Genomic DNA, 12,983 nt, shown 5'->3' with positions numbered 1-12,983 from the left:
GTGGGCTCCGGCAGCGCGCACGCCACGAGGAGTTCGACGGCGTGGGCGTCGGCTCATTCCGGTTCGGTGGGGCCCTGCGCTCGGGCCCGCCCGTGGAGGACGTCGAGGTCCCGCTCGGCGTAGAGGCGGTCCTGCCAGTTGCTGCCACTCCTCGGCGAGCACCGTGCGCAGGCACTCCGCCACCGGGTAGCTGCCGGCCGGGGGTACCCGGGCCCGTTCACCGGTTGATCCGCAGGTCGGCGACGTGGCCGTCGATCTCCACCTCGCCGATCCACACCCCGCGCATGCGGACGCGCCGGAAGCTCGCGTCGACCACCTCGACGCCGCTGAACCGCGAGTCGGTCAGGGACACGTCGGTGATCTGCAGCCCTGAATGGCTCGCCCCGGGAACCTCCGCCATCGCCCCAGCCTCGCACCGGTCCGGCGATGACGACCACCAGGCGAGAAGTCAGTACTCGTACGGGTCCACCGGGACGGGGACGACCTCCACGGACGCCACCTGCACGGCGGGCACCCATCGCGTGGCGCTGCTCGCACTGCCGGGCTGCAGGACGCCGCGGACCCGCAGCCAGGTGTCCGGCGGGACGTGGGCCGGCCCGGCGCCGCCGACGAGCCGAACCGTCTGCGGCCGGGCGTCGGCGGCGCAGCAGGAGATCGCGATGCGGGCGAGGCGCGGGGCCTCGCCCCCCGGGACGGCGAACCCCGTCAGGGTGACGGTCCGGCCGGCCAGCGTCGCGCCGCCGTCCGATCCGGCCCGGCCGACGAACTCCGTGAGCGTGAGCTCCGGTGCCGAGCCGGGCGGGAGCGGCGCGTACCGGACGTCGACGGGGGCGGCGTCGGGGAGCGGGGTCCGCGTGACGGCGTCGGCACCGAGCGCCGCCGGGGCCGCCACGGCCAGGACGATCGCCGGGACGACCATGAGCCAGGCGGCGTGCCTCTCCGGGCCCCCGTGCGCGTGCCCGGCCGGGGACCGGCCGGACCGTCCGAGCAGCCGCGGCACGTGGTCCCGCAGCGCCGCCACCGCTGCGAGCAGGACGATCACGATCCCGGCGCCGAGCACCCACCACCGGTGACCGGGACGGACGTAGCGGAGGACGGTGTCGTCGGCCGTGATGCGGACCAGGGTCGCGCCGAGCAGCAGCAGGATCACGTTCTGGGTGTCGCGGTGCACGTCAGAGCCCCAGCACCAGCCCGGCCGCCAGCGCGCAGCCGACGGCGACCACGAAGGTCAGCGGGGCGAACCGGGTGGCGAACGAGCGGCCGAAGGTGCCGGCCTGCAGCACCACGAGCTTCACGTCCACGGCCGGCCCGACGACGAGGAACACCAGCCGGGGCAGCAGCGGCAGGGCGGTGAGGGACGCGGCGACGAACGCGTCGGCCTCGCTGCAGAGCGCGAGCACGACCGCGAGGACCGCCAGGACGGCGACGGCGAGGACGAGGTCGCCGGCGAGCGTGGCGGTCCAGTACGCCGGAACGGCCACGGTCAGCGCCGCGGAAAACAGGGCTCCCAGGACGAGGAAGCCGCCCGCGGACACGAGGTCGTGCCGCGCGGTCTCCGCGAACACGGTCCACCGGTCCGTGCCGGGGGCGCCGGGGGTGGAGCGGCGGGCCCGGTCGACGATCCACCCTGCGCGTCCGAACCGCTGCCAGCACCAGCCCGTCACACAGGCGGTGGCCAGCGACCCGACGAACCGGGCGAGCGTCATGCGCGGCTCGCCGGGGAAGGCGACGGCCGTCGACACCAGCACGACCGGGTTCACGGCGGGGGCCGCGAGCAGGAACGTGAGGGCCGCGGAGTCCGGGACGCCCTGGCCGATCAACCGACGTGCGACCGGGACGGAGGCGCACTCGCACCCCGGCAGCGCCGTCCCGGCGAGCGCGGCCACGGGGACGGCGGCGCCGGGACGCTCGGGGAGGAGCCTGCGCAGCGCGGCGGGGGAGACGAACGCGGTCAGCGCGCCGGACAGCAGCACCCCCAGGACGAGGAAGGGCAGGGCCTGCACGCACACGGCCACGAACACCGTGGCGGCGATGCCGAGCGCGGGATCCACGACCGCCTCGGCGAGGAGCGGGCGCGCCACCAGGGCCACGACGAGGACCGAGCACACGGCGTGGAGCGACCACACCCGGGGACGAGCGACGGTGGAGGACACGCGGCGGATGATCACAGCCCCGCAGCGGCTGCGCGGCGGAACGAGCAGATCGTTCACACGAGAACAGGGCGCTCGAGCCCGACGAGCTGCTCGGTCATCGGGTGCCGGCCTGACGAGCACTGCTCGCCGGGTGCCCGGACCGCTCGTCGGCAACCGGACCGGATTCGTGCACGACGCCGTCGAGGAGCGCGTGTACCGCGCTCGACGCCGCGGCGAGCCCGTTGGCGTGGAGCACCCCGGGTGGCAGGGTCCGTGGCTGCCATCCGGGACCCGCGGCGATCCAGGTCACCTCATCACCGTGCGGGGTGAGGATCGCGGCGTCGGCCGCGGTGGGTCGCACGGCCAGCACCACGATCAGGCAGGGCTCCTGGCCGAGGGCTCGGGGCTCGGCCAGCCGGCGCAGGACGACGGTGGGGGTGCGCGCACCCAGGGTGAGCGTCGGCACGGCCGCGTCGGCCAGGCAGGCTCCGAGGGCCAGCAGCGGCAGGGCGTGCTGTTCGGTGGGAGCGCACGCCAGCACCACCCGGTGGTCGTCCCGGGTCCGTGTGCGCCGGATCGGGTCCGCCGGGAGCGCGGTCGACGGGCCCGGCCCGCCCGTCGTCGACCGGGTGAGGAGGACCGCCGAGGCGAGCTGGGAGAGCAGGTGTTCGGCGGCGACGCGATCGGGGCGGCCGGCGCGGCACGAGTCGACACCGCGCAGTGCCGGGCGAAGCAGTGTCTCCCAGGTGAGATAGCTGCCGTGGCCGGTCAGGTGCGCGGCGAGCAGGGACGCGAGCAGTGCTTCGTCGAGGTTCAGGGCCGCCTCGACGAGCAGGTCCACGTACTCCGACGGGCCCGCTCGGGCTGCGGAGTCGGCGAGGGACGGCGCTGCCGGCAGAACTGCCTCGGCGAGCGGGGGCCACTCCGGTCCGGGGACGTCCCGGGTGCCCGGTGATGTCGCGGTGGGCGCCGCCCAGCCCGGGGCGAGGACGACACGTGCCGCGTCGCCGGTCCTCATGCCCGAGTCGACGAGGTCGCGGACGGTGCGCAGGCGGGCGAGGTCCGCGTCGGTGTAGCGGCGGTGTCCCCCCGCGGAGCGGTGACTGGCGCCGAGGCCGTAGCGACGCTGCCAGACCCGCAGGGTCGCGGGCTCGATGCCGAGTCCGCGCGCGGCCGAGGAGATGGGCACTCCCGGCTCCATCGACCATCACCCGCCCTCGCGCCCGGGACCTGCGGCGCACCACGCCGTGCACCGGGGTCTGCTCCGATCATGCGCGGCGTCCGGCCATCATCGCAGTTCGCCGACCCGGGGTCACATGAGTTGCACCCGATCGACTGTCCGGGAGGAACGTCCGCCAGGGCTCTCGCGACGCCCGAAACTTGGACAGATCTTGAACAACGGTGTGTAACGGCGCGGGCGGTGGCTACCCCCGGCGCATCGGCCGATGCCTGCATCAGTGACCGCCGCAACGGCGCGGCGCCTCAGCGGAAGGACGACGAACGATGGCTGTGAACCTCAAGGACCCGCAGAGCATCTTCGGGGTGACCGTGACCGGTCGCGGCGGAGAGAAGCTCGGCAAGGTGGACGGGATCTACCTGGACAACGACACGCAGCGCCCGGAGTGGGCGGCGGTCAAGAGCGGGCTGTTCGGCTCGCACATCTCCCTCGTGCCGCTGGCCACCGCCGACCTGGCCGGGAACGAGTTGCGGGTGCCCTTCGACAAGGACGCCCTGCAGTCCGCGCCGCACCACGACCCGGACAGGGAGCTGAGCGTCCAGGAGGAGAAGCAGCTCTTCGAGCACTACGGCGTTCCCTACGGGGGCGAGTCCGTCACCGCCCGGACCGGGCAGGGCGGGCAGACCACGCAGGCCGGGTACACGGACAGCGCTTCGGCCGCCGGACGTACCGGCGACCGCATCGAGGACCGCATCGAGGACCGCGCGGGCGATCGCGTCGAGCGCGCGGCCGGCCACGACGTCTCGGGGCCGAACACCGACGACGCGATGACCCGCTCCGAGGAGCGGATGCGCGTCGGCACCGAGACCACCGAGGCCGGGCGGGCCCGGTTGCGCAAGTACGTGGTGACCGAGCACGTCACCCAGACCGTCCCGGTCTCCCACGAGGAGGTCCGGATCGAGCGCGAGCCGATCACCGAGTCGAACGTGGGTGCGGCGACCGACGGTCCGGAGATCTCGGAGGAGGAGCACGAGGTCACGTTGCACGCCGAGCGCCCGGTCACCCAGACCGAGGCCGTACCGGTGGAACGGGTGCGGATGGGCAAGGAGACCGTGACCGAGGAGCAGCAGGTCAGCGGCCAGGTCCGCAAGGAGGAGATCGAGGCCTCCGGGGTCGAGAGCACCGGCCGCACCGGCCGGCGCACCGACGAGCGCTGACCCTCGAGCGCAGTGAACGTGCGGCGGCACCGTCCTTCGGGGCGGTGCCGCCGTCGTCGGGGCCGAGGTGCGTGCGCGGGGTGGCACCACGGTTCCATCGATCGTCGCACCGGCCCGACCCCGTACCGATGCCCCCGACGCCGCTCTGGTCGCGATGCGGTCGCAGGAAGAGGTTGCTCCGGGGGGAGCAGGGGGTAGCCCCCCACCAGGCCTGACCTCGGAGGGGCGGGCCGCACAGGTCACCCACACCGAGAGGTCGGTCCGATGTTCGACGCGTTGCAGAGCCTGCAGAGCGGGTTCACCGCCTTCGTCAACTACCTGCCACAGCTGCTCGGCGCCATCGTCGTGCTGGTGGTCGGGTACCTGATCGCCAAGATCCTGAACAAGCTCATCACCAAGGGCCTGCAGAAGGCCCGGCTGGACGAGCGGCTGACCGCCAACTCCGGCGGCCGCTACGTGGAGAAGGTCAGCCCCGGCGGCAGCCCGGCGCGGCTGGTCGGCGGCGTCGTGTTCTGGGTGATCATGCTGTTCGTGATCTCGGCGGCGATCGCCACCCTGAACATCCCGGCGCTGACCCTCTTCTTCGGCCTCGTGCTGTCCTACCTGCCCCGGGTCATCGCCGCGCTGCTCATCTTCATCGTGGCCGCCGCGGTCGCCGGCGCCGTCGGCGGGCTCGCGCACCGCACCATGGGCGACACCCCGACCGGCCGGATCGTCCGCACCGGTGCGCCGACCCTGGTCATGGCCATCGCCGTGTTCATGATCCTGACCCAGCTGGGCATCGCCCCGGTCATCGTGACCGCCACCTACATCGCCCTGATCGGTGGGCTGGCCCTGGCCGCCGCGCTGGCCTTCGGCCTCGGCGGGCGCGACGCCGCGAAGAACCTCATCGACTCCGGCTACCGCAAGGCGCAGCAGCAGTCCGACACCGTCAGGTCGGACCTGGAGACCGCCCGTGCCCGCGGGGAGGCCGACGCCGCCCGTGCCCGGCAGTACGCCGACCAGCAGACCACCGAGCCGGGTGCCCGCCAGTACCAGGGCTGAGCCGGCTCCGACCGGCCGCGCAGGACGCGCACGCCGGTCACCGACGGACGACGAGGCGGGAGCGCTCGCACGGCGAGCGCTCCCGCCTCCTTTCTGTCCACGCCGTTCGACGTGCGTGTCGTCGAACCCGCCCGGGGCGCTCGTCCGACGAGGTCCGTCCGATCCATGTGACCCGGCCGGGTGGAAGCCACCGCCTCGTCGTGCGGGATCCGCGCCACAGTGATAAGGGCCGCCCTGTGCCTGTCGAGGTGCCGCCGGTAGCGTGATCCGCGTGAGCGGGACGACGGGCGTGTTCACCGAGCGTTCGGCACGGCGCTGGCTGGCCCAGCTCCACGACCAGGTCGGGTGCGCCGGGCTCGTGGCGGCAGCAGCGGTCCCGGGTCTGGCCGCCGTGGTCGACCAGCACGCGGCCGCCGTCCGGGACGCCACCACCATCGGCCTGGAGAGCACGGCGATGATCGCCGGCCTGGCCTTGCTCGCCGGCTACGCGCACGGCGTGCTCACCCACGCCCGTGCCCACGGCTGGCGACCGCCGGCGGACGACCTCACGTCCTGGGAGCGGGCGGACTGGACGAGCCTGCGCCTGGTCGCCGTCTGCGCCCTGGCACCGACCCGTCACCTGCCGCCGCCCCAGCTCCCGCCGTGGGGCCCCTCGGTGGACGGCTCGCGCGCCTGAGCTGCACGTCCTCCTCGTGCGGCGTCTCCGTGCGGACTGCGGGAAACCCTGCCGGTGCGGGACAGCAACGACCCCGAGGATCGTCAGGCCGTGCGGCCGCGGAGCAGACTGTCGCCCGAGTGGCCGGGGTCGCCGTCGTAGGCCTCGATCGAGACGTCGACGGTGTCGAGGACGTCGAGGGGCAGGTCCGCGGGCAGGACGAAGCGCCCGGACCAGGTGCCCGGGCCGTCGGGTGTGAGCGCCCCGAGGGTGTAGAGCCGGGTGGCGGCCGCGTCGATCAGCCAGGCCTCGAGGAACTCCCCGGGTCCGACCTGGGCCCGGCCGACCCGGACGGTGAGGACCCGGCTGCCGTCGACGTCGGCGAGCCCGGTGCTGCCGTCGACCGCGGAGCCTGCGGCGACGGCGACGAGCGGCACCGACGGCGCGTCGTCGGCCCGCCCCTCGCGCAGGGCGGCGATCCCCAGACCGGTGCCGAGACCACCGAGCAGCCCCACCACGAGCGCGGCCGCGACGAGGAGAGCGGGGACGCGCCGCCGGGACGACCTGGCGGGGCGGGCCGGCGCCGGTGCGGCGGCACCGCCGAGCTCCGGGCCCAGCTCACCGGCGACCCGGTCCCACACCTCCGGCGGCGGGTCGTGGAGCGGCTCGCCGTGGTGATCGCCCACGAGCTCCGCGGTGCGCCGCAGGGCCTCGACCTCCTCCCGGCAGGACGGGCAGACGGCGAGGTGGTCGGCGACACCGGGGACCGGGTCACGGGTGAGGGCGGCGGCGACGAGCTCGTCAGGCCCCGGGTGCGGCACCGCCCGCCTCCCATCGTCGCCGTAGCCGGTCCACCCCGCGGCGCAGGTGGCTCTTGACCGTGCCGAGGGGGAGTCCGGTCAGGGTGGAGATCTGCTGCTGGGTGAGATCGTCGTAGAAGGCCAGCCTGATCACCCTACGCTGCTGCTCGGGCAGGCGATCCAGCTCGTCGGCGACGAGCACGGCGTCGACGATCTCGTCGGGGCTGCGCTCCAGCGGCGGCGGAGGGCCGAGGCGCAGGGCCCCGTCGGTCGCCGCGCGGTCGCGGGCCCGCGCGGCGAGCCGGTCGGCGATCTGCCGCCGGGTGATGCCGATCAGCCACGCGCCGAGGCCACCCCGGTCCGGATCGAGGGTCGCGCGCCCCCGCCACGCCCGCACGAACACCTGCTGGGTCACGTCCTCCGCGTCGTGGTGCGACCGGAGGAGGCGCAGGGCCACGGTGTGCACGACCCGGGCGTGCCGGTCGTAGGCGAGCCGCAACGCTCGGGGGTCGCCGTCGCGCAGCCGCCGGGCGAGCTCGTCGTCCGGCCACTGTCCGTCCGGCGGGTCGCCCGAGCGCCTCCGCTGCGGGTCGCGGGACCCGGCACCTGCCGCGCCGCCGGGCAGCGGCACGATCTCCGTCATCGGCCGATCCGTCGGCTGGTCACCGGACGAGCATGGCAACACCGGACGAACCCGGCATGTCGACCTTGACCCGTCACCGCGCATCCGGCACCGCGGTGACGACGACGTTGTCGCGGTAGTCCCGCGTGCCGCGGTCGAACGGGCCGCCGCAGGTCACCAGGGTGAGCCGGGGCGGTCCGTCGCGGCCGAACAACTCGCCGGTCGGCAGCGCGGCCTTCGCCACCCGCCCGACGTCGGCGACCACGTACGCGAGGACGCGTGCGTCGGACAGGGCGACGGTGAGCCGGTCGCCGGGCGAGAGCCGGGCGAGCCCGTGGAAGGCCCCCGGGCCCTGGATCCGGTCGTCGACGTGCCCGGCGAGCACCGCCGAGCCCCGCGGATCGCCGGGCGCCGGCCCGAACCGGTACCAGCCCACCGCCGAGACGTCCTCCGGCACGCTCATCCGCCCGGCGTCGTCGACCCCGACGGGCAGGAGCGGCGCGTCGATCACGGTCGTGTCCGCGCGGTCCACCCGGAGGTGTGTCGGGGCCACGGCCGCCGCCGACCCGCTCGTCCGCGGTGGCCCGCCCGCCGGGGCGGGGGAGACCGTCACCGGCTGCGCCGGTGCGGTGGACCGGGCGGCCCCGATCGACGGGCCCGGCTGGGCCGGGCCCGTCGTCCAGGCCGTCCCGGACCCCACCGCGAGGGTGAGCCCGACGACCAGCGCGGCCGTCGCGGTCCCGCGTCGCGGCCCGTGCGTCCCGCTCATTCAGGAACGGGTCGCCGAGCCTCGCCGCAGCGCCGCCGCGGACAGGCCGACCACCGCGAGACCGGCCGCCACGCCGATCGGCGCCCACCCGTCGGACCCGGACGGCGCGCCGGAGGGTGCGCCGGCCGGCACGCCCGCGGGCGCGCTGTGCAGGCCCTCGACGGTGAACGTGACCAGCTGGAGGTTGCCCGCGCTCAGCGATCCCACCGCGTGCACGAACGTGGCCGTCCCCTCGGCGAGCTGCAGGTCCGCCGGTCCGAGGACCGGTTGGGTCGTGCCGGCCGCGGCGACGGCGGCGGAGAGCGTGCCGGCCGGCACCTCGGCCGCGGCCTGGTTCGGGTTGGTGAGCCCGGTCGGTGCGGGGCTCCCGTCGGCGAGGACGTCCACCGCCGGTGCGGCGGCGGTGTGCCGCACGACCAGCCGCGCCTGCCCGGCCGGGACCGGCGAGACGTCGTCGACGAACGGGGTGAGGGTCGGGGAGCCGCCGGCGTCCAGGTGGGCCGCCAGGGTGACGTCCCCGCCCGCGGGCACGTCGGCCCGCCCGGAGAGCAGCGGCTGCCCGGACCCGTCGGCGGCGTCGGCGGGGAACAGGGCGACCGTGCGGGACCCCGCCGGCAGGTCGACCGGGCCGGCCGCGGTGCCGGGGGCGAAGTCGTCGAGCGCGCGCTGCCCGTCGACATAGACGTCGACGGGGGTGTCGGGGATGCCGTGCACCACGTGGACGCTGCCGGTCTCCTGCGCGGTCGCCGCCGGGGCGATGGCGATCGTGGCCGCACACGCGGCCAGCACACTTCCGACGGCCAGAGCGAGACGTCGCATGGAGGGTTCTCCTGGGAGAGAGGGCGTCGAGCCGTGGCCGCCAGGCCCGACCGGCTCGCTGACATCCCGCACTACCGCCGGGTGCCGCCCGGCGGATGCACCTGCCGGGACTTTCTCCGAGATCGACTTGCGGCTCCCGGCGGCAACCCGGAATCTCTTGACCATCGAGGTTTTCTCGGGAGGGTGAGTCGTCATGACGCGTGTGCTCAAGGACGTCCGCGGCCGGGGTCGGCGGTCCGGCCGGTGGAGCGGCTGGACGGTGGCGCTGGTCGTGCTCGCGGTCGGGCAGCTCGTCGCGGCCCCGCTGATCGCGGCGCTGGGCGGGGGAGGGGTGTTCACCACCGCGGACCGGGCCGGTGAGCCGGCGATCGTGCCGGCCGGCTACGCGTTCTCGATCTGGGTGGTGATCGAGGTCCTGTCGCTGTTGTGGGCGGTGTGGGCGGCGGCGCCGGGCGGGCCGGACCCCGACCTCCGGGTGCGGATCGCGCGTCCGCTCACGGTGGTGTTCGCCGGGTTCACGGCGTGGTTGGTCGCCGCCGAGCTCGAGCCGCGCTGGGCGACCCTGGCGGTGTTCCTGGTGATGCTGGCCGGGCTGCTCGCCGCGACCCGGGTGGCGCTGCGCGAGGCGGACCGTGTCGGTGCGTGGAGCGGGTACGGACGGGCGGTGCTGTGGGGCACGCTGGGGCTCTACCTCGGGTGGAGCAGCATCGCGATCTGGCTGAACCTCACCACGGCCCTCGTCGCGTCCGGGGCGCCGCTCGACGGGGTGGCCGGGCTGCTCGGGCAGGCGGCGGTCCTGGCCGGGGCGACCGCGACCGCCGTGGCGCTGCTCCGCTGGACCGGCGGGCTGCTGCCCTACCTCGCCGCGGTCGTGTGGGCCTTCGCGGGAGCCGTGCTCGGGGCGCGCGGGGCCGGAGAGCCGGTGCTCGCGGTCGGTGCCGCGGTCGGGCTGGCCGTCGTGATCGCCGCCGCGGTCGGGGTGCGACGGCGGCGCCCGCTGCGGCTGGCCGGTCCTCGGCGGCGCCGGCTCGCGGCAGGCTGAGCGGCACCCGGAGCGCGAACCGGGCGCCGCCGGCGGACCTGCGGTGGGCGTGCAACGGCGGTGAAGGCGCCGTGAAACCGGTGGACCCGACCCTCGTCGTCGACGGGCCCACGCGACGAGGGCCGAACCGCCGAGAGGAACGACCATGGACCACGTCGTCACCACGCTGCCGACCGAGCGCCGGCCCGGCTGTCCCTTCGACCCGCCCGCGGAGCTGATCCGGGCCCGCGAGCACGGCCCGATCAGCCCGTACGCCTTCCCCGGCGGGAGGCCGGGCTGGCTGGTCACCGGGTTCGACCTCGTCAGGGCGGTCCTGGCCGACCCGCGGTTCAGCTCGCGCAAGGAGCTCATGCGCCATCCGACGATCGACATCACCGGCATGGAGGTCCCTCCGGCGCCGCCCGGCGAGTTCCTCCTCATGGACGAGCCGCAGCACAGCCGCTACCGGAAGCCGCTGGTGGGCAGGTTCACCGTCCGGCGGATGCGACAGCTCACCGAGCGCGTCGAGCAGATCACCGCCGAGCACCTGGACGCCATGGAGGAGGCCGGGCCACCGACGGACCTGGTGACCGCGTTCCCCACGCCCATCCCCGCCGTCATGATCTGCGAGCTGCTGGGGGTGCCCTACGAGGACCGGGGCTCCTTCCAGGAGCAGGTCGGGTCGTTCATGAGCGGGGAGACGAGCGACGAGGACCTGATGGCGGCCTACACCGCGACCCAGGAGTACCTCGCGAAGCTGGTGGCCGCCAAGCGCGCCGACCCCACCGACGACGTGCTCAGCGACCTCACCGACAGCGACCTGACGGACGAGGAGCTGAAGGGGATGAGCCTGATCCTGCTGGCCGCCGGGCTCGACACCACCGCGAACATGCTGGCGCTGGGCACCTTCGCGCTGCTGCGGAACCCGGCACAGCTGGCCGCGCTGCGCGACGATCCCGGGCTCGCCGACCGGGCCGTGGAGGAGCTGCTGCGGTACCTGAGCGTCGCCAAGACGTTCATGCGGACGGCGCTGGAGGACGTCGAGCTGGGCGGCCGAACCATCGAGGCCGGGACGACCGTCATCCTGTCCTACAGCACCGCCAACCGTGACCCCGAACGCTTCACCGATCCCCACGTGCTCGACCTCCGCAGGCAGGACGGCCCGCACCTGGCCTTCGGCCACGGGATCCACCAGTGCCTCGGCCAGCAGCTGGCGCGCGTCGAGATGCGGGTCGCGTTCCCCGCGCTCCTCCACCGATTCCCGACGCTGCGCCTGGCCGTGCCGGCCGAGGAGGTGCGCCTGCGCCCGGAGACCGCGGACATCTACGGGGTGAAGAGCCTCCCGGTCACCTGGGACGCGTGACGACCCCCGCAGAACGGACACCGCCGTCACCCGGCCCGTACTGGTCGGCCCCCCGATGGGACGAGACGCGTAGGGTCGGAACCTCAGCAGTTGTCGAGGCGCGTACCCGGGTCGCCCGATGAGTCTTCACAGCCGGGGCGCAGGGAGCCGGGAATGGCGACTGGAACCGTCGAGTGGTTCGACCCCCAGCAGGGGACAGGCCTCATCGTCCTCGACGACGGCAGGAAGGTTCCCGTGCGACGAGTCCAGATCGACGGTGGGGGGAGCCAGAGCCTGCACCCGAGCGATCGCGTCGAGTTCGAGTTGCGCGAGTCACCGTCCGGGCTCGTCGCGTCCGGCGTCTACCGGCTCTGACCGATCGCGCCCGGAGGCGCGGTACGAGCGGCACCCTCGGTGCCGCACCCGAACGCGGGCTGCCCCGCGAGAGATCCGAGGCTTGCATGCCCTCCGCCACCAGCGGATTCACCCTGTACGGGGACGTCCCCGCAGCCGACGCGCCCTCCGGCCTGCTCGGCATCGGCCACACCGCTGTCGACCTGCCGACCGGGCGGATCGAGCTCCTCCACCCCCGCGACGCGCTCGACCAGATCTACCAGCAGAACCTCGGCAAGGGCGGCGACGAGCCGCCCTACTGGGCACAGCCGTGGCCGAGCGGGATCGAGCTCGCGCGCGCCGTCTCCCGCGCGGACGTCACCGGGGCGCGCGTGCTCGAGCTCGGGTGCGGCCTCGCCCTGCCGAGCCTCGCCGCGGCGCAGGGCGGGGCGCGGGTCCTGGCCACCGACCGTGCGCCCGGCGCCCTGGCCTTCGCGGCACACAACGCCCGCCGTAACGGCATCCGGCTCGAGGTGGCGCAGTGCGACTGGTCGGACCCCTGGTCGGCGATCGCCGGTGCTCCGTGGGACCTCGTCCTGGCCGCCGACGTGCTCTACCTGCACGACGGACTCGACGCCCTGGGCGCGCTGCTCCCCCGGCTCGTGTGCGGCGCGGGCGAGATCTGGCTCGCCGATCAGGGACGCGCGCCCGCCCGTGACTTCCTCGCCGCGTGCGAGAGGTGGGCGACCGTCGGCACCACCGGCACCGCCGATCCCGAGGTGAGCGTGCACCGGCTCCGCCGAGGTGGACCGCTGCCACGGTGAGCGTGCCCGCGGGCCTGGTCGACAGGTCGCCATGGACGTCGTCCCGGTGGTCCGCGGCGAGGGCGTGCGCTACTTCGGCACGCACCCCGGCACCCTCCTGCTCGACGACCCCGACCAGGTCGTCCAGGGCGACCGCGTCCTTCACGGTCAGGCGGTGAGCCGGCGCCTCCACCGGTCGGCGTCGTGCCCCCGGCGGCCAGGGCGTGGCGGTCGTTGCCGTCACCCCCT

At 74.9% G+C, this 12,983-nt stretch carries 15 protein-coding genes; 7 read left to right on the top strand and 8 right to left on the bottom strand.

Annotated elements, in window-relative coordinates; genetic code table 11:
* Window positions 1-217: 217 nt before the first annotated feature.
* The 4 genes from ABD990_RS17330 to ABD990_RS17315 all read right to left on the bottom strand — a co-directional run bounded on the left by ABD990_RS17330 (window position 218) and on the right by ABD990_RS17315 (window position 3,321).
* The gene (locus tag ABD990_RS17330; RefSeq protein ID WP_345381584.1) at window positions 218-400 is read right to left on the bottom strand and encodes a hypothetical protein; all 183 of its coding nucleotides are present in this window, start codon (window positions 398-400) and stop codon (window positions 218-220) included.
* Between the two features lie 48 nt (window positions 401-448).
* The gene (locus ABD990_RS17325) at window positions 449-1,171 is read right to left on the bottom strand and encodes a TIGR03943 family putative permease subunit (RefSeq protein WP_345381582.1); all 723 of its coding nucleotides are present in this window, start codon (window positions 1,169-1,171) and stop codon (window positions 449-451) included.
* Window position 1,172: 1 nt separating this feature from the next.
* Window positions 1,173-2,153 (bottom strand): permease, encoded by a 981-nt coding sequence (locus ABD990_RS17320; protein WP_345381581.1) that lies wholly within the window; start codon window positions 2,151-2,153, stop codon window positions 1,173-1,175.
* A 94-nt stretch (window positions 2,154-2,247) separates the two neighbouring features.
* Window positions 2,248-3,321 carry a MerR family transcriptional regulator gene (locus tag ABD990_RS17315; RefSeq protein ID WP_345381580.1) on the bottom strand — a complete coding sequence of 358 codons (1,074 nt, stop codon included), beginning with the start codon at window positions 3,319-3,321 and terminating at the stop codon, window positions 2,248-2,250.
* 314 nt (window positions 3,322-3,635) lie between these two features.
* On the opposite strand from ABD990_RS17315, the gene ABD990_RS17310 reads away from it, so the two are divergent.
* The 3 genes from ABD990_RS17310 to ABD990_RS17300 all read left to right on the top strand — a co-directional run bounded on the left by ABD990_RS17310 (window position 3,636) and on the right by ABD990_RS17300 (window position 6,246).
* The gene (locus ABD990_RS17310; protein ID WP_345381579.1) at window positions 3,636-4,526 is read left to right on the top strand and encodes a DUF2382 domain-containing protein; all 891 of its coding nucleotides are present in this window, start codon (window positions 3,636-3,638) and stop codon (window positions 4,524-4,526) included.
* A gap of 264 nt (window positions 4,527-4,790) precedes the next feature.
* Window positions 4,791-5,570 (top strand): mechanosensitive ion channel family protein, encoded by a 780-nt coding sequence (locus ABD990_RS17305; RefSeq protein ID WP_345381578.1) that lies wholly within the window; start codon window positions 4,791-4,793, stop codon window positions 5,568-5,570.
* A gap of 271 nt (window positions 5,571-5,841) precedes the next feature.
* The gene (locus ABD990_RS17300; RefSeq protein WP_345381577.1) at window positions 5,842-6,246 is read left to right on the top strand and encodes a DUF6401 family natural product biosynthesis protein; all 405 of its coding nucleotides are present in this window, start codon (window positions 5,842-5,844) and stop codon (window positions 6,244-6,246) included.
* 83 nt (window positions 6,247-6,329) lie between these two features.
* Here ABD990_RS17300 and ABD990_RS17295 read toward each other — a convergent pair whose 3' ends face one another.
* The 4 genes from ABD990_RS17295 to ABD990_RS17280 form a co-directional block, all read right to left on the bottom strand.
* The gene (locus ABD990_RS17295; protein WP_345381576.1) at window positions 6,330-7,046 is read right to left on the bottom strand and encodes an anti-sigma factor; all 717 of its coding nucleotides are present in this window, start codon (window positions 7,044-7,046) and stop codon (window positions 6,330-6,332) included.
* Window positions 7,027-7,668: an RNA polymerase sigma factor gene (locus ABD990_RS17290; RefSeq protein ID WP_345381575.1), complete on the bottom strand. Its 642-nt coding sequence runs from the start codon at window positions 7,666-7,668 to the stop codon at window positions 7,027-7,029. Before ABD990_RS17290 ends, ABD990_RS17295 begins: the two co-directional genes overlap by 20 nt.
* A 73-nt stretch (window positions 7,669-7,741) precedes the next feature.
* Complete coding sequence (locus ABD990_RS17285; RefSeq protein WP_345381574.1) at window positions 7,742-8,416, bottom strand: class F sortase; 675 nt, start codon at window positions 8,414-8,416, stop codon at window positions 7,742-7,744.
* Window positions 8,417-9,235, bottom strand: coding sequence for a DUF4397 domain-containing protein (locus tag ABD990_RS17280; RefSeq protein ID WP_345381573.1), 819 nt, complete (start codon window positions 9,233-9,235; stop codon window positions 8,417-8,419).
* Between the two features lie 193 nt (window positions 9,236-9,428).
* On the opposite strand from ABD990_RS17280, the gene ABD990_RS17275 reads away from it, so the two are divergent.
* From ABD990_RS17275 to ABD990_RS17260, 4 genes are all read left to right on the top strand, one after another.
* Complete coding sequence (locus ABD990_RS17275; protein ID WP_345381572.1) at window positions 9,429-10,277, top strand: hypothetical protein; 849 nt, start codon at window positions 9,429-9,431, stop codon at window positions 10,275-10,277.
* A 145-nt stretch (window positions 10,278-10,422) separates the two neighbouring features.
* Complete coding sequence (locus ABD990_RS17270) at window positions 10,423-11,619, top strand: cytochrome P450 (protein WP_345381571.1); 1,197 nt, start codon at window positions 10,423-10,425, stop codon at window positions 11,617-11,619.
* A 153-nt stretch (window positions 11,620-11,772) separates the two neighbouring features.
* Complete coding sequence (locus tag ABD990_RS17265) at window positions 11,773-11,973, top strand: cold-shock protein (protein WP_345381570.1); 201 nt, start codon at window positions 11,773-11,775, stop codon at window positions 11,971-11,973.
* 86 nt (window positions 11,974-12,059) lie between these two features.
* Window positions 12,060-12,755, top strand: a complete 696-nt coding sequence (locus ABD990_RS17260) for a class I SAM-dependent methyltransferase (protein WP_345381569.1) — start codon at window positions 12,060-12,062, stop codon at window positions 12,753-12,755.
* The last annotated feature ends 228 nt before the right edge of the window (window positions 12,756-12,983 follow it).

The sequence above is a fragment of the Pseudonocardia yuanmonensis genome (assembly GCF_039542425.1).
GTDB classification, from domain to species: domain Bacteria; phylum Actinomycetota; class Actinomycetes; order Mycobacteriales; family Pseudonocardiaceae; genus Pseudonocardia; species Pseudonocardia yuanmonensis.
Note: the sequence above shows the minus strand (reverse complement) of the source record. Positions and strands in the feature narration are given on the sequence as shown.